At 57.9% G+C, this 21,201-nt stretch carries 13 protein-coding genes and 1 rRNA gene; 10 read left to right on the top strand and 4 right to left on the bottom strand.

Annotated features, from left to right (window positions below; translation table 11 throughout):
• The first annotated feature begins 152 nt into the window (after positions 1 to 152).
• From rrf to uvrB, 4 genes are all read left to right on the top strand, one after another.
• Positions 153 to 268: ribosomal RNA gene (gene rrf, locus ACTQ0H_RS05010) — 5S ribosomal RNA — on the top strand.
• 192 nt (positions 269 to 460) lie between these two features.
• On the top strand, positions 461 to 1,102 hold the full coding sequence (coaE, locus tag ACTQ0H_RS05005; protein WP_154517538.1) for a dephospho-CoA kinase: 642 nt from the start codon (positions 461 to 463) through the stop codon (positions 1,100 to 1,102).
• On the top strand, positions 1,095 to 1,676 hold the full coding sequence (locus ACTQ0H_RS05000; protein ID WP_441032774.1) for a lytic transglycosylase domain-containing protein: 582 nt from the start codon (positions 1,095 to 1,097) through the stop codon (positions 1,674 to 1,676). The genes coaE and ACTQ0H_RS05000 overlap by 8 nt, the downstream gene beginning before the upstream one ends.
• A 51-nt stretch (positions 1,677 to 1,727) precedes the next feature.
• Complete coding sequence (gene uvrB / locus ACTQ0H_RS04995; RefSeq protein WP_441064051.1) at positions 1,728 to 3,968, top strand: excinuclease ABC subunit UvrB; 2,241 nt, start codon at positions 1,728 to 1,730, stop codon at positions 3,966 to 3,968.
• 65 nt (positions 3,969 to 4,033) lie between these two features.
• Here the strand turns inward: uvrB and ACTQ0H_RS04990 are convergent, their stop codons facing one another.
• The 4 genes from ACTQ0H_RS04990 to ACTQ0H_RS04975 all read right to left on the bottom strand — a co-directional run bounded on the left by ACTQ0H_RS04990 (position 4,034) and on the right by ACTQ0H_RS04975 (position 10,156).
• The gene (locus ACTQ0H_RS04990; RefSeq protein ID WP_441064049.1) at positions 4,034 to 5,674 is read right to left on the bottom strand and encodes an NAD(P)/FAD-dependent oxidoreductase; all 1,641 of its coding nucleotides are present in this window, start codon (positions 5,672 to 5,674) and stop codon (positions 4,034 to 4,036) included.
• An 80-nt stretch (positions 5,675 to 5,754) separates the two neighbouring features.
• Complete coding sequence (locus tag ACTQ0H_RS04985; protein ID WP_441064048.1) at positions 5,755 to 7,026, bottom strand: NAD(P)/FAD-dependent oxidoreductase; 1,272 nt, start codon at positions 7,024 to 7,026, stop codon at positions 5,755 to 5,757.
• Positions 7,027 to 7,857, bottom strand: a complete 831-nt coding sequence (locus ACTQ0H_RS04980) for an Mrp/NBP35 family ATP-binding protein (RefSeq protein ID WP_427718672.1) — start codon at positions 7,855 to 7,857, stop codon at positions 7,027 to 7,029.
• Between the two features lie 145 nt (positions 7,858 to 8,002).
• Positions 8,003 to 10,156 (bottom strand): LTA synthase family protein, encoded by a 2,154-nt coding sequence (locus ACTQ0H_RS04975; RefSeq protein WP_441064046.1) that lies wholly within the window; start codon positions 10,154 to 10,156, stop codon positions 8,003 to 8,005.
• Positions 10,157 to 10,350: 194 nt separating this feature from the next.
• Between ACTQ0H_RS04975 and uvrA the strand changes: the two genes are divergently transcribed.
• The 6 genes from uvrA to ACTQ0H_RS04945 all read left to right on the top strand — a co-directional run bounded on the left by uvrA (position 10,351) and on the right by ACTQ0H_RS04945 (position 21,199).
• Positions 10,351 to 13,230: an excinuclease ABC subunit UvrA gene (gene uvrA, locus ACTQ0H_RS04970; RefSeq protein WP_427728763.1), complete on the top strand. Its 2,880-nt coding sequence runs from the start codon at positions 10,351 to 10,353 to the stop codon at positions 13,228 to 13,230.
• A gap of 134 nt (positions 13,231 to 13,364) precedes the next feature.
• A complete protein-coding gene (gene ybaK, locus ACTQ0H_RS04965) occupies positions 13,365 to 13,865 on the top strand; it encodes a Cys-tRNA(Pro) deacylase (RefSeq protein WP_154517518.1) in 501 nt (166 codons plus the stop codon).
• Positions 13,866 to 13,868: 3 nt separating this feature from the next.
• Positions 13,869 to 16,166, top strand: a complete 2,298-nt coding sequence (gene murJ, locus ACTQ0H_RS04960) for a murein biosynthesis integral membrane protein MurJ (RefSeq protein ID WP_441064043.1) — start codon at positions 13,869 to 13,871, stop codon at positions 16,164 to 16,166.
• 60 nt (positions 16,167 to 16,226) lie between these two features.
• Entirely contained in the window at positions 16,227 to 18,113 is a 1,887-nt protein-coding gene (gene uvrC, locus ACTQ0H_RS04955; protein WP_427728785.1) for an excinuclease ABC subunit UvrC, read from the top strand.
• A gap of 364 nt (positions 18,114 to 18,477) precedes the next feature.
• Positions 18,478 to 20,085 carry an ABC transporter substrate-binding protein gene (locus tag ACTQ0H_RS04950; RefSeq protein ID WP_427718660.1) on the top strand — a complete coding sequence of 536 codons (1,608 nt, stop codon included), beginning with the start codon at positions 18,478 to 18,480 and terminating at the stop codon, positions 20,083 to 20,085.
• A gap of 157 nt (positions 20,086 to 20,242) precedes the next feature.
• Positions 20,243 to 21,199: an ABC transporter permease gene (locus ACTQ0H_RS04945; RefSeq protein ID WP_370450641.1), complete on the top strand. Its 957-nt coding sequence runs from the start codon at positions 20,243 to 20,245 to the stop codon at positions 21,197 to 21,199.
• Positions 21,200 to 21,201: the final 2 nt, after the last annotated feature.

Raw genomic sequence — 21,201 nt, 5'->3', positions numbered from 1 at the left:
TTCCGGAACCGCACCTCGCGGCCCGCGGGACCCAGCGCTCACGCGCGGTCCGGGCACGAGGATGCCCCCGAGTCACCTCCCCTATACGCCATGCGGCCCCCAGGGCACGTGGATGAGACACCGGGCACCGTAACGGTGGGCGCCGCCCACCGGTCAGCGGCCAGAGCATGGGGGGCACGCCCGGTCCCGTTCCGAACCCGGAAGCTAAGCCCCATCGCGCCGAGAGTACTGCGGGGCCAGCCCGTGGGAGGCCAGGGCGCCGCTGACCGGTGGACGGCACCGAGCCGTCATCGAGAATCGAGAAGGGGGAGGCCTCGCGGCCTCCCCCTTTTTTGCGCTATATACAAGCTGTGCCTTGTGAGCGGACTCTTCCTTTGACTCTCTTACTGTTTGGCTGTTTTTTGAACCGTCGCTTTGTATTTGCGCGATAATTACTCGCATTGACGTTAGGGAGGGCTTGATGTTTACCGTTTTCGTTTTGGGCAATATTGCTTCGGGTAAATCGACTGCCTGCCGCTTTCTGGAATCTCGCGGAGCCCTGCTTATCGATTTAGATGTTCTTGCCAAATCGCTGTACGTACCGGGGTCGGATATCGTCAATGCTCTTGCTGAAGAGTTTGGCTGGGATATTTTGGACGAGGATGGCGGTGTTCGACGTAACGTTCTCGCTTCTCGAGCTTTTGTTTCTCCCGATACGGTTGCAAGGCTCAATAGTATTGTTCACCCCGCTCTCATTGAGCAGCTTTCGCTGAGGATTCTCGATCCTGCTTGCTGTACGGTTTCGTCCCCCCGCTATCCCTTTGCGGCGGTCGAAGTATCTGCTCCGACTGGCTTTGAGGATGCCTTTGGCCTTGCGGATGAAATTATGGTTGTTAGCGCTCCTTTAGCGGTCCGTCGCGAACGCGCTATTCACCGTGGTATGGAGCCATCCGATTTTGATGCTCGCTGTGCTTGCCAACCCGATGAGTCTTCGCTTTGCAGTCTCGCCACGACCGTGATTGATAACGCAGCGGGCGACAGCTCGCTCTTTGAACAACTGGACGCGTGGCTTGCTCGCCATGGCCTTATGGATGCTATGGATAAGGAGACGACAGATGCCTAAGACGCGTTTCTTTACGTGGTATCGCCTTGTGCCGCTGGTTGTCGTTTTCGTCTTTGGCCTTATCTCGCTCGTTTACTCGTGTGCTCCCGCCGCTTTCTTTAAACCGTTCTATCCGATTGACTATGAGGCGTATGTAAAGCAGTCCAGTATTTCGCATAATCTCGATCCGTATCTGGTGTGTGCCGTCATCAAGTCGGAATCAAATTGGGATCCCGAGGCGGAATCAAACCAGGGCGCCCAAGGTCTCATGCAACTTATGCCCGAAACCGCTCAGGATATGATCGCTAAGGGCCTTGTCGACGGGGATGAGTATTCTGCCGATAACCTGAATGACCCCGCTTCGAATATCGAATTTGGGTGCGCGTACCTCTCGTACCTGTTGACGTATTTCAATGGTTCGACGGATAGCGCTATTGCTGCTTACAATGCCGGAATGGGCAATGTCGATGGGTGGGCGCAGCAAAACACATCGCTCCATAACGCGATTGCCTTTCCCGAGACGCAAGCCTATTTGATTCGTGTCAATAATGCCTGGATTCGCTATAAGACCCTCTATCCCGACCGGTTCGTATAGGACTATGCCTGCCGCCTGCGTATACTGCAGATGTATGAGTTAGGAGTATCCATGGCGGATTTTGAAGTTGAGCGTGTTGGCGGAGAGCTCAAACGTTTTGGCGTTGAGGGCTCCGAGGTACCGTTTGAGGTCGTGTCTCCCTATGAGCCTGCAGGTTCACAGCCTAAGGCCATTGAGTCGCTTGTGCAGGGTGTGAGGGAAGGAGACCGCTATCAGGTTTTGCTTGGCGTGACCGGCTCGGGCAAGACCTTTACCATGGCCAAGACCATCGAAGCTCTCGGTAAGCCAACGCTGGTCATGGCCCCCAACAAAACCCTCGCCGCCCAGCTTGCGAGCGAGCTCAAAGAATTCTTTCCCAACAACGCCGTGGTCTACTTCGTCTCGTACTACGACTACTATCAGCCCGAGGCATATGTGCCGCAAAGCGATACGTATATCGAGAAGGATGCTTCGATTAACGAAGAAGTCGAGATGCTTCGACATCAGGCGACCGCCTCGTTGCTTTCTCGACGCGATGTGATCGTCGTTGCTTCGGTGTCCTGCATCTATGGCATCGGCTCTCCTGAGGACTATGCGGGGCTGGCGCCGAATGTCGACAAGAAAGTACCGCTCGAGCGCGATGACTTTATCCATGCGCTCATCGACATTCAGTACGACCGGAACGACTATGACTTGGCGCGTGGCACCTTCCGCGTGCGCGGTGATGTTGTCGATGTGTATCCGCCCTATGCCGAGCATCCGTTGCGATTTGAGTTCTTTGGCGATGAGGTCGAGCTTATCGCCGAAATCGATGAGGTTACCGGTGAGATGCTTCGTGAGTATGAGGCTATTCCCGTGTGGCCGGCATCGCACTATGTGACCGAGAAGCCCAAGGTCAAGGCGGCCTTGAAGTCAATCAGTGAAGAGTGCGAGAAGCGCGTGGCGGAGCTCAAGGCGACCGACAAGTTGCTCGAGGCGCAACGTCTACAGCAACGGACCGATTATGACCTCGAGATGCTCGAGACCATGGGCTTTTGCAACGGCATCGAGAACTACTCGCGTCATCTGGACGGGCGTAAGCCGGGTGAACCGCCGTTTACCTTGATTGACTACTTCCCCAAGGACATGCTCTGCATCATAGACGAGAGCCACGTGACGGTGCCACAGATTCGCGGCATGCACGAAGGCGACCGATCGCGCAAAGTTACGCTTGTTGAGCATGGTTTTCGCCTGCCCTCGGCGCTCGACAATCGTCCGCTTCGCTTCGATGAGTTTGAGGCGAGGATTCCGCAGTTCATCTATGTTTCGGCAACGCCGGGCGACTACGAGCTGCGGGTGAGCCAAAACGACGTGGAGCAGATTATTCGTCCGACCGGCCTGCTCGATCCCAAGATCGACGTGCGTCCCGTTCGCGGTCAGATTGACGATCTTGAGGACGAGATTCGCGAGCGCGTTGCCCGCAAGGAGCGCGTGCTGGTGACCACGTTGACCAAGCGCATGGCCGAGGACCTGACCGACCATCTACTTGATGCGGGCATTAAGGTCAATTACATGCACTCTGATACGGCGACAATGGACCGTGTCGAGATCCTGCGAACGCTGCGCGAGGGCAAGATCGATGTTCTCGTTGGCATCAACCTGCTTCGCGAGGGCTTGGATCTTCCCGAGGTCTCACTGGTGGCAATTCTCGATGCCGATAAGGAAGGCTTCTTGCGCAACCGCCGTTCGCTGATTCAGACGATTGGCCGTGCGGCCCGTAACGCCGATGGCGAAGTCATCATGTATGCAGACGTTGTGACCGATTCGATGAAAGCGGCCATCGAGGAGACGCGGCGCCGTCGCGAGATTCAGATGGCATATAACGAAGAACATGGCATTGTGCCCAAGACAGTGCGCAAGGCCATCAACGACATCTCAAGTTTTATTGCCGAGGCCGAAAAAACTGTGGGCTCCAAGGGACGCTCGAAGGGCGACTCTCTTGGCCATGGCGCATTCTATACGCCCGATGAGTCGGGCGAGGGCGGTGTGCCGGAAACGGTGGCGCCCGAGCAGACACTTGCGGAACAGTTGGAAGAACTACCGCATGACGAGCTTGTGCGGATCGTCGAAACCATGGAAGAGGATATGCGTAACGCTTCTGCCGTCATGGACTTTGAGGAGGCGGCGCGCCTGCGTGATGCTGTCGTTCAGATTCGGGCGATGCTCGAGGGTGCGTCTGAGGACGAGACGATCGAGCGCTTGCGTTCGCAGGCCCGCAAGGGTTCCACGTTCGCATCGGGTAGAAAACGCCAGGGTGCACGGTTTAAGAAATAGCGAACAGGCCCCGAGTTCCCTGTGGAGCTCGGGGCCTGTGTCTTTTGCGCGCTGGAATTCGTTCGCTAGAGGTCTGCGATCAGGGCTTCGGCACAACGGATACCGTCGGTGGCCGCGCTCATGATGCCTCCGGCATATCCAGCTCCCTCACCACAAGGGTAGAGGCCCGGGGTCGACACGGCATGGCACGTTCGGTCTCGGGTGACAGTGACCGGTGAGCTCGAACGAGTCTCCACGCCGGTAAGAACGGCATCGGGGCGGTCGTAGCCCCGTAGCTTTTTTCCGAGTAGGGGAAGTCCCAGGCGGAGCGACTCGACGATATGCTGCGGCAGGGCTTCGTCAATTGCCGTCCAGGTCACACCGAGCGGATAGGTGGGCTTTACCTTTCCGGGCGCCTTGCTGGCGCGTCCTGCGAGGAAATCTCCGACGAGTTGTGCCGGTGCGTTCCAGTTGGAACCGCCCAGGCGATAGGCGGCCGCCTCGCAGGCGCGCTGGAGCTCGATGCCGGCGAGCGGGTCATCGTCGGGAAGGTCCTCAGGCGTGACGTTAACGAGCAGGGCGGCATTTGCGTTACGGCCGTCGCGGGCATTGAGGCTGGCGCCGTTGACGCACAGGTGGCCCTGCTCGGAAGAGGCGGCGACAACCTGCCCGCCGGGGCACATGCAAAACGAGAACACGCTGCGGCCGTTGGGAAGATGGGCGACGAGTTTGTAGGGGGCTGCTCCGAGGGCAGGATGTCCCGCCGAGGCTCCATATTGGGCTCGGTCGATGTCGCGCTGCGGATGCTCGATGCGAACGCCCATGGCAAAGGTCTTTTGTGCGAGGGCCACGTTGTGGTCCTTAAGGAGTTCAAAAATATCGCGAGCAGAATGCCCGCAGGCGAGGATGAGGTGCTTTGTCTCAATTGGCTCGTAAGCGGCGTCTTGGGACGATTGGACATCAATACCGGTGATGGCGCCAGACGCGTCGATGCGAATGTCGACGAGTTTTGTTCGATAACGGACGATACCTCCGAGCTGCTCGATGCGCTGGGATATAGCGGTAACAACCGTGGGAAGGATGTCGGAGCCAATGTGCGGCTTGGCATCCCACAGAATATTGCGGGGCGCACCCGCCTCGACGAAGGTATCGAGGATGAGGCGATGGGCGGGATTTTTGGTTCCCGTATTGAGCTTGCCGTCCGAGAAGGTCCCCGCGCCGCCCAGGCCAAACTGGATATTGCTCTCGGGGTCGAGGATACGCTCCTTTAGAAAGAGGTCGATCGCATGCGAGCGGCGAAATGCCGGGTCGCCGCGCTCGATGAGCAAGGGCTTCAGACCCGCTTCGGCAAGGGTGAGTGCGGCGAAAAGGCCGGCACATCCGGCACCGACGACGACGGGGCGCTCTTTGGGTGCGCTAGAAACGGGGGAGGGGAATGAAGGCTCATCGTCTTCTATCGCGCGTACGCGCGAGCGGTCACGCTCGGCAACGCTGTCGACCGCTTCTCGCTCGAGGTGGGGACTAGTCAGCTCAACACGAAAGCTCAGGATAAAATGGACGTCTCGTTTTTTGCGAGCGTCGATTGACTTGCGGTGGAGCTCGATGGACTTGATCTCGGAGTCCTTGCAACGCAGGACGCGCTTGGCGAATCGCTTGCCAACAATGAGGCAGGCATTTTCATCGCCGGCTTCATCGAGTGACGCGTTGACTTGGGTGAGTTCGATCATCGAGGTCTCCTTAGAGGCAAGAAAGAGGCCGTCCGGTATCCCAGACGGCCCGAATGCGTTTTTGATTATAGACTGTGCGGCTACAGGCTGCTTGCAGCGCGAATGCCCGAGATCCAGGCCCACGCAAGGTTAAAGCCTCCGCAATCGGCGTCGATGTCGAGCGCTTCGCCGCAGACGTAAAGCGGGGCGTCGACAACGCTGCACGCGTGTAGACTGGGTGTTGAGATGCTCTCGACAGATACGCCACCACGCGTGACCTGCGCCGAGCGCTCCTCGGCTGTTCCCTCGACGAGCAACTTAAAGTGCTTGAGGAACGAGACCAGGTGGACGACATCGTTGGAGCCTGGATGGCACTGCTCGAACGCTGTGCAGACGACGCGGGAGAGTTGCGGGGCGAGCATGCCGTCGAGCCAACGGGGATCGCGGGGCGAAAAGCCGCCGAGCAGCTCAACGCGCCGGTTAAGCATATCGAGCAACTCGTCTTTAGAGAGGTCGGGGAAAACGTCGAGCAAGATCGTATCGCCGCGCTGGATACGACGGGAGAGGTTGAAGACAGCGACGCCCGAGATACCGAAGGTTCGAAACAGTACTTCACCGTCTTCGTGCCAGAGCTCACTATGGTTACGGGTGAGCGTCAAGCGGGCGCGGACGCGCAGACCATCCAACGTCTTGAGTGCCGCCCGATCGCCGACGACCGTTGCCGATACGGGGCAGAGGATGGGGCGCAGCGAAGTGAGGGGGAGGCTAAACGTATCGGCGATACCGGTGGGGTTGCCACCCGTGGCGATAATTACGGCATGTGCCTCCAGGGCCTCGTTCTTGCGAGGGACATCGGCGAGTGCTTTCCGAAGCGAGCGGAGCTCCGATTTTCGGTCGTCGTGCTTTTTTGCCTTGAGCGCCCGCGCTGGACGGTTTATTTGGAGTGCCCAGCCTTCGGAAGCTTTGTGCGCCGAGGCAACGTTGGCCCCGCAGACTAAGGTGATACCTAGGCGGTCGCAAACGTTGAGAAGCGCGTCGCGTACCGATTCGGCGCGAAGGGAGCGCGGGTACAGCCGGCCTTCCTCGGAGGTTGTCATGATGCCCAGCGAGGAGAAGAAACCCATAAGCTCTTGTTCGGGCTGGGGGCCCATGACGGATTCGACGAATGCGGGGTGGTTATACCGCTGTGGATCAATCGATTCGTTGGAGAGGTTGCAGCGACCGTTGCCGGTCGCAAGGAGCTTAAGGCCGCAGGCGACATCGCGCTCAACGATGCAGACGCTTTTGCCAGCGCGTGCGGCCGTAATGGCGGCGGCGAGGCCTGAAGCCCCGCCGCCGATTACCAGGACGTCATAGAAGGCGCTCGTGTTCACTTAGGCCTCGTCGGTCTCGTGCGGGGCAATGGCCTCGACGGCAGAGACTGCCTGGGGCAACATGCCATCGGGCAGCGCGGTCTCGACCTCGCCCTTATCGCAGGCCTCGGCGAGTGCCGGATTAATGGGAAGCTGGCCCAAGATGTCGAGGTTATAGCGCTCTGCGACCTCGGGGAGCTTGCTCTTGCCAAAGACCTCGATCTTCTTGCCGCAGTCGGGGCACTCAATATAGCTCATGTTCTCGACAATGCCCAGAATGGGGACGTTCATCTTCTCGGCCATGTTAACCGCCTTGGCGACGATCATCGAGACCAGATCCTGCGGGCTCGTGACGATGACGATGCCGTCGACGGGCAGCGACTGGAAGACGGTGAGCGCGACGTCGCCTGTTCCCGGAGGCATGTCGACCAGCAGATAGTCGATGGGGCCCCACGAGGTCTCGCTCCAGAACTGCCTAATGGCGCCTGCGATGACAGGACCGCGCCAAAGGACGGGGTCGGTCTCGTTTTGGAGCAGCAGGTTGGAGCTCATGACCTTGACGCCGTGCTCGGAGATTTCGGGCAGCATAAGGTTGCCAAGGGCATGGACGTGGCGTCCGCTCATACCGAACATCTTGGGGATAGAGGGACCGGTGATGTCGGCATCGAGGACGCCGACCTTGTGGCCGTGACGGGCAAGCTCGGTGGCGATGGCACCGGTGACAAACGACTTGCCGACACCGCCCTTGCCGGAAAGCACGGCGATGACGCGTTTGACCTCGGACAGCGTGTTCTCCTCAAATTGCGACGGCGACGTTTGTCCGCCGGCGGCCTGTGCGTGCTCGCAACCCATGTATGACTCCTTTGTATATGTTGGGGCCGGAGCCCCGTGATGTGACACGAGCGTCATTGTACCCTCGTTTGCGAGCGGGAGTCATTTGTGATGCATTTGGGCCGAGTGTGCTTGCAATACGATGGGCCCAAGCGAATGAGCGGGCTTACTGAACTTTGCTGGCGAACTCGAGGTATTGCATGCGCTGCAGCTTGTCGATCGTCGAGGCGTATGGGCTGTCTTCAGATTCCAAATCGTAGCGCAGCCCGTCGGCACCAAGATAGCCGGCGACATTGATGGTGGGCACATCTGACCTTGTTGCAAGCAGAGCCTTTTGATAGTCGGTGAGCGGGGCGCCGATCTTATTAAGGGTAATGGCTGCAATCTCGTTTGCCCCGACGGTGTCGTAGACGTTGAGCTCGGTATTGCCGGCGATTTCATAGTTAGCCCAGACGAAATAGGTCGACTGATAGATACGGAAAGCGTGGCTTGCCGTATCTTCCTGAGGGTACAGCTCGTCGTTGAGAGTCGTTGCGGCGCTCGGCTGATGGTCGCCAAAAAAGACAAGGACAACCGGTCTTCCGATATTGCGGAGCTCGTTGATAAAGTACTCGAGGTCCCGGTCGGATGCGTTGATGCAGGTAAGATAGGTGTTGAGCGCGCTATTGGCGCCCTCGCTGGCTCCCTCGACCCAATAGTTTGTCAGCTCTTCGGCGGGAACGGTGCCATAGTCGTAGCCGCCGTGATTTTGCATCGTGACGTCAAAGATGAACTGCGGGGCTTCGTCGGTTCTAAGCAGGTCGAGTATCTTGTCGTAGGTGGCGTAGTCGCATACGCCGGCATGGTAACAGGGCGCACCTTCGAAATCGCCGATTGAAAGAAAGTCTCCAAAGCCCAGCTGCTGATAGATTTTATCTCGATGGTAGTTGACGGGGTTTTGCGGGTGCATAGCGGTAGCGGTATACCCAAGCTCCTTAAGGTCCTTTGCCAGGCTGTTGACGCCATTCATCTGATATAGCTGATAGGGGATTTTGCCTAATCCGACAAAGGCCGTTGTCGCTCCGGTCAAAAATTCGAATTCGGAGTTCGCCGTTCCGCCACCGGCGACCGAAGCGAGCATGGTGCCGCGAACAAGTGTGTCGGGAAGCGAGTTGTAGAATGCGGGGCCGGTGTACCCGGCCGCCTGGAGCTGCTCAAAGCACGAAAGGTCGCTAAAACTCTCGTTCATGACGGCAACAATCGTCGGCTTGATTTCATTGAACTGGGCAACGGCCGCCGCGCGCTGCTCGCTCGAGCCATACGTGCTGTCGTAGGTGGCGGCGAGCTCTTGCTCGATGCTCTGCGCCTCATCGGGCGTATAGTCTTCGGGCTTCTCAATGGGCAACTCGTTGACCATTTCGGTGAACGAAGTGATAAAACCCTGAGACGCATACGTGGTGATGGGCTGCCAACGGTCAAATCCAAAATTCAGCGCCTGCTCCAAGTCGATGCTGGAAAAGCCCGAGAGCCCCACAACGGTCACTAGCAGAAAAGCGCAGAGGTTAGCGGCGATTGCGGGGAAGACATGGGTGGGCGTACGGAGCTTTCTCGGTCGAATAAGCGAAAGAAGCCCCAGGGAAATCTCTAGCAGGGCTAGAGAGGTTACGATTCCGGCGGTAAAGGTAAACTCGTATCCCTCGCTCACTTCCATTGCGGTGCCAAGGGCCAAGATATCGCTTGGCAGGATGGCCTCGCCTTTAAACGTTATGACGAAGTGCTCGGCAATGCCAAGGATGCAACAGACGACGGGCACGAGGACCATGACGCCTCCATGACGCTGTCCCAGCAAATAAAGGGAGAGCAGAACCGTCGCGAGCAGCCCGACGGAAAACCCGAATGAGTTGGCGGGAATGCGATAGAACGTTTCGTTGCAGGAAATTTCGAGTGAAACGAACGAGAGCGCTGAAACAGCGGCGATGACAAGGATGTCACGGCAAATACAGGCAACCGTTCCCGTCGCAAGATCGGTTTGGTCGATAAGTCCCGAAACCAAAGGCTCGACAAGAAGTATGACGGCGGCAGCACCGAGCGCCGAATAAGAAAGGACCCATAGGGAACTGCCCTCATTTACGAGCAATTGATTCGTAATCCATGCAGCTACCATGCCGAGCGGGATGAGGAGCGTCGCGCACCAAAAGACGCGGGCAATGGGCGGCTTTTCATTGTGTTTGATTGAAAAATACACGCGCACGACGACGGTGGCCACGATAAGGACGGCGATGAATATGGGCAGATTGGCCATGTCGCTCGAAGTGATTTCAAGGGGGATATCTTCGGTCATGGACGTTCCTCTGTTACAGCAAATTAAGTTCAGTGATTAGATTACTGTAACCTTTCCACGGCATTTCGAGAAACAAAGCGCCCGATACGCAAAGCTAAAGGTCTGCGAATCTTGTATTACGAACATCTGTGCGCGTCGAGTGCGCTAAACTCATCGGCAGTATGATTCGATGCAATAGGAGGCAAGGAGCTTCCATGTCTGATTCTTCTATCGTTATTCGCGGCGCTCGTGAGCACAACCTCCGTGATATCGATGTTTCCATTCCGCGTGACCAACTCGTGGTCATTACCGGTCTTTCTGGCTCGGGCAAGAGCTCGCTGGCATTTGACACTATCTATGCCGAGGGCCAGCGTCGATACGTCGAGAGCCTTTCGAGCTATGCGCGCCAGTTTTTGGGCCAGATGGACAAACCCGACTTGGATTCAATCGACGGCCTTTCGCCGGCGGTGTCGATTGACCAAAAGACGACGTCTAAAAACCCTCGCTCGACGGTTGGCACCGTAACCGAGATTTATGACTATCTGCGCCTGCTGTTCGCCCGTGTGGGCACCCCGCACTGTCCCGAATGCGGCCGCGTCATTGAGCGCCAGACGACCGACCAGGTTGCCGACAAGGTCTTGGCGGCGGGGGAGGGTCGCCGCGCGTTTGTGCTGGCACCGGTGGTGCGCGGGCGAAAAGGCGAGTACACCAAACTGTTTGAGGACCTTCGCGCCGAGGGCTTTAGCCGCGTGCGTGTCGACGGTGAAGTGCGCTCGCTCGACGATCCAATCGATCTGGACAAGAAGTTCAAGCACGATATCGAGGTCGTGGTCGATCGCATCGTGATCCGTGAGAACTCTCTGGGCCGTATCGCCGAGTCCGTTGAGCAGGCGACCGCGCTGGCTCACGGCAATGTAAATGTGTACATGCTGCCCGATCGTGATGCTCCCGAGGGGACCGAGGGCGAGCTGCTGGAGTATTCGTTGGCCTTGGCGTGCCCGGAGCATGGACACTCCATTGACGATCTTCAGCCGCGTGATTTTTCGTTTAACGCTCCCTATGGCGCATGTCCTGAGTGCGACGGCCTGGGCTTTAAGAAAACCGTTGATGCCGAGGCGCTGATCGAGGACCCCTCGAAGTCCATTGCCGACGGAGTCTTTGGTAGCCTGTTTGGCAATTCGAACTACTACCCGCAGATTTTTGCTGCGGTCTGTAAACACTTTAAGGTAAGCGCTGATACGCCGTGGGAGGACTTGCCCCCTCGCGTGCGTCGTGCATTCTTGGATGGCCTGGGCGATACGAAGATCTCGGTTGACTACCAAAAGCTCGACGGACGTCGTAGCCAGTGGGATACCAAGTTTTCGGGCGTTCGCAACATCCTGTACGAACGCTATACCGAGACGACGAACGAGAACACCAAGGCGCGCTTGGAGAAGTACATTCGCGAGGAACCGTGCTCGAGCTGCCACGGCGCTCGTTTGCGCCCTGAGATGCTCGCCGTCACCGTGGGCGGCAAGTCCATTTACGAGGTTTGTTGCCTGTCGTGCCGTGAGTCGCTCGAGTTTTTTGAGGGCCTGGAGCTCACCGAGCGCCAACAGTTTATCGGCGGGCGCATCGTCAAGGAAATCCTGGAGCGCTTGCGTTTTCTGGTCGATGTTGGACTCGACTATCTGACGCTCGATCGTGCCTCGGCGACGCTTTCTGGTGGCGAGGCGCAGCGTATTCGCCTGGCAACGCAGATCGGCGCCGGCCTCATGGGTGTCCTGTACATTTTGGACGAGCCATCGATCGGCCTTCATCAGCGTGACAACGAGCGCCTGATCAAGACCCTTGAGCGCCTGCGCGATATCGGCAATACCGTCATCGTCGTCGAACACGACGAGGACACGATCCGTGCCGCCGACTACGTGATCGACATGGGGCCCGGCGCCGGCGTCAACGGCGGACACGTAGTCGCGGCGGGAACGCCTGCCGATATCATGGCGTGTCCTGAGTCGATGACGGGCGCTTATCTGACCGGCAAACGAATGATCCGGGTGCCTGATGAACGGCGCAAGCCCGGTCGCGGCTGCCTTAAAATTACGGGCGCTCGAGCTAACAACCTCAAAAACGTTACTGCCAAGATCGAGTTTGGTACGCTTACGGTTGTTACCGGCGTGTCGGGATCGGGCAAGAGCTCCCTGGTTACCGACACCATTGCGCCTGCCCTTACGAATGCTATTCACCGTTCGACGCGCCCTGTGGGTCCGTATAAGAAAATCGAGGGCATCGAGTGTATCGATAAGGTTATCGATATCGACCAGTCGCCGATTGGCCGCACACCGCGTTCCAACCCTGCTACCTATATTGGCCTGTGGGATGATCTTCGCGCGCTGTTTGCGAGTACGCCGGAGTCGAAGGCGCGCGGCTACTCGCCGGGTCGTTTCTCCTTTAATGTGAGTGGCGGGCGCTGTGAGGCGTGCAAGGGCGACGGACAGATCAAGATCGAGATGCACTTCCTTCCCGATATCTACGTTCCCTGCGAAGTTTGCGGCGGTAAACGCTACAACCGCGAGACACTCGAGGTCACCTACCGTGGCAAGACCATCTCGGACGTGCTCGACATGAGCGTCACCGAGGCGCTGGCCTTCTTTGGGAATATCCCGCAGATTAAGCGCAAGCTTCAGACTTTGTATGACGTTGGCTTGGGCTATGTGAGTTTGGGGCAGCCTGCCACGACGCTTTCGGGCGGCGAGGCGCAGCGTGTGAAACTCGCCAAGGAGCTTCATCGACGCCAGACGGGCAAGACGTTCTATATTTTGGACGAGCCGACGACCGGCCTTCATTTTGAGGACGTCCGCCAGCTGCTCGATGTGCTGCAGCGCTTGGTCGATGCGGGCAACACGGTGCTGGTGATTGAACACAACCTTGATGTCATCAAGGTTGCCGACCGCCTGATCGATATGGGTCCCGAGGGCGGCAATGGCGGCGGAACCGTCGTGGTCTCGGGTACGCCGGAGCAGGTCGCGGCATGTTCGCAGAGTTACACGGGCAAGTTCTTGGCACCGCTGCTCAAGCGCGACCGCGAGCGTCAGGCACAACTCGACGCCCAGTAAAGAGACGCCGTCGTACGAGAAGCGCCACCGATTCCTTTCGATTCGGTGGCGCTTCTGTGTGTCGAGATGACGTATGCGGCTAAATTGGACATATACTTAGGCGTTACGTTCGAATGCGAGGGAAGGGACATGCCATGGCAAAGGCTGCAAAGACGCCGAAAACCAATGCGATGCGCGAGCTGGAAAACGCCGGCATCTCCTATATTCTCCATACGTATGAAGACGATGGCGATGAGTCGGTGGGTTTAGGCGTTGCAATTTTGGAACAACTTGGCGAGGAGCCTGGCCAGGGGTTTAAGACCTTGGTTTGCGTGACGCCGTCCAACGAACACGTTGTGTGCTGTCTTCCCGTTGCCGACGAGCTTGACCTAAAGGCCGCCGCGCGCGCCGCTGGTGAAAAGTCGCTGACCATGATGCATGTCAAGGACTTGCTTGCCGCGACGGGGTATGTCCGGGGCGGCTGCAGTCCAGTCGGCATGAAAAAACGCTTTCGGACGCTGATCGATGAGACATGCGTCCTTTGGGATACCATTTTTATCTCAGGCGGTAAGCGTGGCTATCAACTTGAGCTTGCCCCCGACGACTTAGTTGCATTTTGCGGGGCGACGGTTGCCCCGATCACGAGAGAGGACTGAGCGATGCCGCAGGAAGAATCGAAGCGCGGAGCTCACTTTGCAAAGGGTTCGGCTTCTCAGACGCCCGCGCCTGAGGCTTCTTCGGTCGATGACCAGATTCGAAACGCTTGGTCCGTTGCTGCAGATCCAGGGGAGACGGCTGTGTATTTGCGTGCCGCCGGTGCCGGTACGGTGCCTCCCCGCACGATTCTCTCTTCGGCTCGCCCCGATGAGACGGCGGTGTTTTTGGCCGCGGCTCAATCCCGTGCCGGACGGATGCCTGACGCCGGGGCGTCTCGTGCGCCGCGTCCCGATGAGACGGCGGTGTTTTTGATGGCGGCTCAGGGAAAGGGCGCACTGCAGGGTGTCCCAGCCGATCGTCCCGCGAGGCCTGCAACCGACGGTGATGGCGAGCAGTTGCTTTTGGATGACGAGTGGTCACCGCTCGGCTCGACCGATCCGGTCGAGGGCGTTGCTGTTGAGGACGATGATTGGGGTCCTTTGTCGTTTTCTGGTCGAACCGCTGCCGCCAGGGAAGTTGACACGGTGTTTGGTAATAATGCCGTAGCTAACGATGACGCTTCGTTTGACAACGATGTCACGCCTGTTGACGGAGCTTTTTCTGCCGATGATGCCGTTTTGGTCGACGACCCCTTCGCGATAATCGATGAGCCTGATATCGAGGTTGATTCTCGACAACACACTGAAGTCAGCCCCCAATCACAGGACGACGTAGATGATATGGGCTCGTCGGACTACTCTACGGTTGGCCGCTCTGCCGGCCTCATGACTGCACTGACCATTGTGTCGCGCGTCACCGGGTTTATCCGTACTTGGGCTATGGCTGCCGCCATCGGCATGTCGCTGCTTTCGTCTTCCTATCAGGTCGCCAACAACCTGCCCAATATGCTCTATGAGCTCGTGATGGGCGGTATGTTGGTTACCGCCTTTTTGCCGGTGTACATGGGCGTGCGTCGTGAGCAGGGTCGCGACGCCTCAAACGAATACGTAGGTAATCTGCTCGGCATCCTGCTTTTGCTGCTGGGCGGCATTTCGGTGTTGGGCACCGTGTTTGCTCCGGGCTTTATCTGGACGCAGTCGTTCCTTTCGGGCGATGGCGGAAGCATGGATACCGCTGCATTCATGTTCCGTTTCTTTGCCATTCAGATTTTGTTCTACGGCTTGGGCTCGGTGTTCTCGGGCGTTCTTAACGCGCATCGTGACTACTTTTGGTCGACGTTCGCCCCGGTACTCAACAATGTGATTGTCATTGCGAGTTTTATGGGCTTCGCTCCCGTATCTGCCTGCTTTGGTGAGCAAGCGGGCGTCGTTTTGATTTCGCTCGGCACGACGCTTGGCGTTTTTGTCCAGATGGCGTGCCAGATTCCCGCACTCGGTAAGCATGGTGTCCGGCCTCATATTCATATCGACTTTAAGGATCCTGCACTGCGACAGACGCTCGCGCTCGGCGTCCCGACGTTGCTCGCTACGGTATGCATGTTCGTGTCGACTTCCATTACCAACGCAGCCGCGCTGGTGGTGCAGCCCGAGACCGGTCCTTCTGTAATTGCCTATGCGCGCCTTTGGTACACACTGCCTTATGCCTTGATAGCCGCCTCGCTCTCGACGGCGCTTTATACCGAGCTTTCGCACGATGCCCAGGAAAAGGATTATGACAGCGTGCGCGTTGGTATCTCGCGCGGCGTGGCCCAGATGCTCTTCTTCCTGATTCCTTTCGCGCTATATCTCATTGTGTTTGCCCGTCCGCTCAACATGATTTATTGCGCCGGCAAGTTCGACGAGTCGGGTGTGGCGCTTGTGTCCGAGTTTCTGGTTTATCTGGCGCTCTCCCTGCCGCTCTACGGCGTGGTCGTGTTGATGCAGAAGAGCTTCTCGGCGTTGCTCGACATGAAGCCCTATAGCCGCTATTGCCTATACTCTGCTATCGGTCAGGCTGGTTCGGTTCTGCTGTTTGGTGTGGTGCTGGGCTATGGCATGCCTGCGATTGCGATGTCGTATGTTGTCGACTATGTGATTCTGGTCGGCTGTTCGCTGTGGTGGCTGCGTCGTCGTCTGCAGGGTCTTCAGGTTAAATCTATTCTGCACGGCTGCTTCTATGGCCTTTTGCTCGGCGGCCTGGGTGCCGCAGCGGGTGCCGGCGTTTTGTGGGCGCTCGAGAGTTTTGTCGGAGCGCTTGGCGGATCGATTCTTATTACCTTGGGCTATGTTTGCATCGCGGGCATGGTTTCACTTGCCGTGACTTTTGGCCTTGCCGTCCTTCTAAAGATGCCTGAGGTCTCCGCGCTTCTTCGCCGCAGGTAGGCAGTCGTGGCAGGTCATGACAACATTCCAACGCTTGCCGAACAGGTTTCGCGTGTGCCCATGCAGCCTGGCTGCTACCTTTGGAAAGATGCCAAGGGCGATGTCATTTACGTTGGCAAGGCTAAAAATCTGCGCTCGCGCATGCGTCAATATGTGACGTTGCAGGACGAGCGCCAAAAGATTCCACTGATGATGCAGCTGGTTGCGAGCTTTGACTATATCGTTGTCGAGAACGAGCACGAGGCGCTGGTGCTCGAGCGCAACCTGATCGGTCAATACCATCCGTACTTTAATGTCGACCTTAAGGACGATAAGAGCTATCCCTTTATCGCTATCACCAAGAGCGATCTGTTCCCAGCTATTAAATATACTCGTGAGCGTCATAAGCCGGGAACGCGTTATTTTGGTCCCTATACCGACAGCCGCGCGGCGCGCGAGACCATTGATACGCTGCGCAAGGTAATCCCGATCTGCTCGGCTTCTTGTGCGGAATGGCGTCGATGCCGCCGTATCGTCGAGTCCCACAAGGGCGAAGAAGATATCGTCAATATGATTTGCGCTCAAAACGGGCGTCCCTGCTTTGACTTCCATGTTGGCCGCGGTCCGGGGGCATGCGTCGGTGCGATCTCTCCAGCCGACTATGCTAAAAACGTTAAACGCGTCGAGCGATTTTTGTCGGGCCATCGTAAAGATGTCGTTGATGAGCTTACATCCGAGATGACGGACGCCGCCGAAGCGCTCGATTTTGAGCGGGCGGCGCGCGTCAAGCGTCGCTTGGAAGTTATTAGGGGCCTGGACGACCGACAGCAGGTCGTTTTTCCGTCGAGTGTCGATCTCGATGTGATTGGTTTCTATCGAGAAGAGACCATTTCGGCCGCCTGCGTGTTTGTTGTGCGCGAGGGGCGAACGGTTCGAACCTGTGAGTTCATTCTCGATAAGGGCCTGGATGTCGATGAAGAGGAGCTTCAGTCGGGCTTTCTCAAGCGCTATTACGACGAGACGGCTGATATTCCAGCCGAGGTGAACCTTTCCGTCGAGCTTGAGGATGCGGAGGCGCTAGGGGAGTGGCTTTCGGACAAGCGCGAGCGTTCCTGTCATCTCCATAGGCCTCAGCGCGGCGAAAAACACCGGTTGCTCGATATGGCATCTAAAAATGCGCGTCATGCCCTCATGCGTTATATGATGCGCACGGGATACGCCGACGATCGCACCAATCGAGCGCTCCTGGAGCTTGAGAGCGCCTTGGCGCTACCTGCGCCGCCAATGCGAATCGAGTGCTTCGATATCTCTACGCTTCATGGCACCTTTACGGTTGCCTCGATGGTGGTGTTTACCAACGGCCACGCCGACAAGAGCCAATACCGCCGCTTTAAAATCCAGGCCGAATTGGACGAGGCGAACGACTTCGTTTCGATGTCCGAGGTTTTGGGGCGTCGCTATGCTCCCGAGCGGATGGGCGACGAACGTTTTGGCTCGCGCCCCGATTTGCTCGTTGTCGACGGCGGCAAGCCGCAATTGACGGCTGCAATTAAGCAACTTGAGGCCCTTGGGCTCGATATACCAGTTTGTGGTTTGGCAAAGGCCGATGAGGAGGTTTTCGTGCCTTGGGACGAGACTCCTGTCGTACTTCCAACCGGGTCTGCGTCGCTCTATCTCATCAAGCAGGTGCGCGACGAATCGCACCGTTTTGCCATCACGTTCCATCGCGAATTGCGCGATAAAGCCATGACGGTCTCGGTACTCGATGACGTTCCAGGCGTGGGACCCACTAGAAAACGTGCAATTATGCGCCATTTTGGCTCGATGAAGCGGTTGCGCGCGGCGAGTGAGCAAGAGATCGCGGAAGTTCGCGGCATACCTGCCGATGTTGCCAAGGCGGTCCACGAGGCGCTCGTTGCATGGAATGCCGAGCGCGCCGAGGCCGCGGCTGGCCATTCCGATAGCTAAACACGAGCATAAACAACTGATATACATGATTGCGCGATTTTCAACCATTTATTTCGCCATGATTGCCTGCTGGTTTCGGGTTTTATTAACGCTAAAACGTTTGACTAACCCAAGCGAAAACCCTGCTATCCTGCGGGTTGACGAAGACTGATATCTCACCTCGCCGATACATACTGTCTGCTGTATCGTTTGTCAACGAATTCGGTGAACGGTAGTAAATACCGTTCAAGCGTATGTATGTATCGGTCGCCGAGCGCGGCACCTCAGTTGGGTTTGTCGGTAGGTAAGGTATATATCGTCCGCAAGTTGCGCGGGGGCAAGTTTAGGTGCCCCCGGGTAAGATTCTCTATTGATAGGAGAAGACATGGCCATCATCAATAAGGGTATGTCCAGGCGTTCGTTCCTTGGCCTCACCGGCAGCGTCGCTGCTGTCGCCGGCTTTGGTCTCACTGGCTGCGGTGGCAGCTCTAGCGACGAGGGTTCCGCTCCCGCCGATTCCGCCAACCGTGGCGGCGGCGTGATCACCGCCGGTTCCGCTTACGCTCCGTCCAGCTTCGACCCCGCCAGCACCGGCTCCGCCGTGGGCCTGGGCGCTAACTGGCACGTCGTCGAGGGCCTCTACGGCATCGATTACCACGACTACAGCACTTTCAACGAGCTCGCCACCGATGATCCCAAGTCCGTGGACGACACCACCTTCGAGGTCACCATCCGCAAGGGCGCCAAATTCTCCGATGGCACCGAGGTTACCGCTGACGACGTCGTCGCCTCCTACACCGCTTGCGCCGCTTCTGCCACCTACGCTCCGTTCTTCCAGCCTTTCGAGTCCATCGAGGCCAAGGATGCCAGCACCGTGACGGTCAAGACCAAGGTCCCCAACTTCTCCCTGCTCAAGGATCGTCTGGCCATCATTCGCGTTACTCCTGCCGCTCAGAGCGAGGAGGATCGCGCCAAGCAGCCGATCGGCTCCGGCCCCTGGATGTACGATTCTATCTCCGATACCGAGATCACCCTGGTTCCCAACCCCGAGTACAACGGTGAGTATGCTGCCGAGGATAAGAAGATCCAGTACAGCATCCTGACCGACCCCACCGCTCGCGTCACCGCTCAGCAGGAAGGCTCCACGCTCGTCATGGAGCTCGTTACCGCTGACGCCGTCGACCAGCTCGAGGGCGCTGGCTGCAAGATCGACAACGTCCAGGGCTTCGGCACCCGCTTCATCATGTTCAACGTCGCCAAGGAGCCTTGGAACGACGTCAAGGTCCGTCAGGCTGTCATGTATGCGCTCGACACCGAGAAGATGATCAGCAACACCTTCGCCGGCCTTGCTACCGCTGCCAGCTGCTACCTGCCCAAGAGCTTCACCAACTATCATGAGGCCTCCACGGTGTACAAGACCGACGCCAAGAAGGCCAAGAAGCTTATCGAGGAGTCCGGTATCACCCCGGGCGCCATTACCCTGCGCACCACCGATAACGAGCAGATCAAGGGTATGGCTGCCCAGGTCAAGAACGACCTCGACGCTCTCGGCTTCGATGTGACCATCCAGACCGATACCTCGCCGGCCACCTATGCTGCCATCGACGGCGGCGAGGCCTACGATATCCTCCTTGCCCCTGGCGATCCTTCCTGCTTCGGCGCAGACCCCGACCTGCTGCTCAACTGGTGGTACGGCGACAACGTCTGGATGCAGACCCGTTGCCCGTGGAAGGAGTCCGCTGAGTGGCAGAAGCTCCACGGCCTTATGGACGAGGCTCTTGCCGCCGAGGGCGACGAGCAGCAGAAGAAGTGGAACGAGTGCTTCGACATCATCGCCGACAACGCCGTTCTGTACCCCGTTGTCCACGTTAAGACCGTCTCCGCTTCCTGGAACGATCCGTCCACTGCGCCCAACGGCGAGGCCCTCGATGGCTTCAAGGGCATCGGCACGACGAGCATGTCCTTTAAGGGTGTCGCGACCGTCAAGGCGTAAGACTCGCTTGAGTCTATATGCAGGATGTCGGCCGTTGGGACCGTATCCTCATAGTTGAAACAAAGACCCGGGCGGCAACGATGTCGCTCGGGTCTTGTAATGAGTATCCGTACTCATATACCAGTTGGTCCTACCGACAAAAGAAAGGGGAGAGAACGTGAACAACTTTCTACGTTTGATTGGAAGGCGTCTCGTGGCGCTGCCGATCATGGCATTGGGCGTCACCGTCCTGGTGTTCTTCCTTATGTCGTTCTCCAAGACCGACCCCGCCTACACGGCGTTGGGTGACGGTGCCTCGCCCGAGGCGGTTGCCGAGTACCATGAGAAGTATGGTCTGGACGACCCCTGGCCCGTGCGCTACGTGCGCTATATGGGCAATTTGATCCATGGCGACATGGGCACCTATGGTGCTGCTCGCAACTCCGTTGCCAAGCGCATCTCCACGGCCCTACCCGTCACGATGCAGCTGACCTTCATCGGTCTTGCCATCGGTGCGGTCGTATCGTTTTTGCTCGGCGTCATCGCGGCACTGTATCGCGATAAATGGCCGGACCAAGTAATCCGCGTCTTTTCCATCGCCGGCTTGGCAACCCCGTCGTTCTGGCTTGCCGTTCTGTTGATCCTGCTGTTCTCCTCCTACCTTAAGGTACTCCCGGCATCGGGCGCCCTGCCGCACTTCACCACGAATCCGGCTGGCTATCTGGGACGCATGATCATGCCCGCCATCGCCTTGGCATTTCCGCTGACGGGTCAGATGACTCGTATCGTGCGTACCGCCATGGTCGAGGAGCTCGACAAGGACTATGTCCGTATGGCTCGCGGCGCCGGCGTTCCCGAGAAGGTCGTCGTCGGCATCAACGTTCTTCGCAACGCGCTGATCACCCCGGTCACCACCCTCGGTCTTAAGATTGGCTATCTCATGGGCGGCGCCGTCGTCATCGAGGTCATCTTCAACCTCCCCGGCATGGGTACTGCGATCCTGCAGGGCGTTCAGGGCAACGAGGCGAACCTGGTTCAGGGCGTCGTCATCGTCGTTGCTCTTGCCTTCATCATCATCAACATCGTGGTTGACATGCTCTACCTGCTCATCAACCCGCGCATCAGGACGGTGTAGAT

Source organism: Collinsella sp. LCP21S3_A3 (assembly GCF_052118905.1).
Taxonomy (GTDB): Bacteria; Actinomycetota; Coriobacteriia; order Coriobacteriales; family Coriobacteriaceae; genus Collinsella.
Note: the sequence above shows the minus strand (reverse complement) of the source record. Positions and strands in the feature narration are given on the sequence as shown.

Bases quoted from the DNA above. Each gene is read 5' to 3' on its own strand.
- ACTQ0H_RS04980 (WP_427718672.1), bottom strand. From the start codon at position 7,857: ATGGGTTGCGAGCACGCACAGGCCGCCGGCGGACAAACGTCGCCGTCG.
- ybaK (WP_154517518.1), top strand. From the start codon at position 13,365: ATGGCAAAGGCTGCAAAGACGCCGAAAACCAATGCGATGCGCGAGCTG.
- ACTQ0H_RS04950 (WP_427718660.1), top strand. From the start codon at position 18,478: ATGGCCATCATCAATAAGGGTATGTCCAGGCGTTCGTTCCTTGGCCTC.
- murJ (WP_441064043.1), top strand. From the start codon at position 13,869: ATGCCGCAGGAAGAATCGAAGCGCGGAGCTCACTTTGCAAAGGGTTCG.
- ACTQ0H_RS04990 (WP_441064049.1), bottom strand. From the start codon at position 5,674: ATGATCGAACTCACCCAAGTCAACGCGTCACTCGATGAAGCCGGCGAT.
- coaE (WP_154517538.1), top strand. From the start codon at position 461: ATGTTTACCGTTTTCGTTTTGGGCAATATTGCTTCGGGTAAATCGACT.
- ACTQ0H_RS05000 (WP_441032774.1), top strand. From the start codon at position 1,095: ATGCCTAAGACGCGTTTCTTTACGTGGTATCGCCTTGTGCCGCTGGTT.
- uvrA (WP_427728763.1), top strand. From the start codon at position 10,351: ATGTCTGATTCTTCTATCGTTATTCGCGGCGCTCGTGAGCACAACCTC.
- ACTQ0H_RS04975 (WP_441064046.1), bottom strand. From the start codon at position 10,156: ATGACCGAAGATATCCCCCTTGAAATCACTTCGAGCGACATGGCCAAT.
- uvrB (WP_441064051.1), top strand. From the start codon at position 1,728: ATGGCGGATTTTGAAGTTGAGCGTGTTGGCGGAGAGCTCAAACGTTTT.
- uvrC (WP_427728785.1), top strand. From the start codon at position 16,227: ATGCAGCCTGGCTGCTACCTTTGGAAAGATGCCAAGGGCGATGTCATT.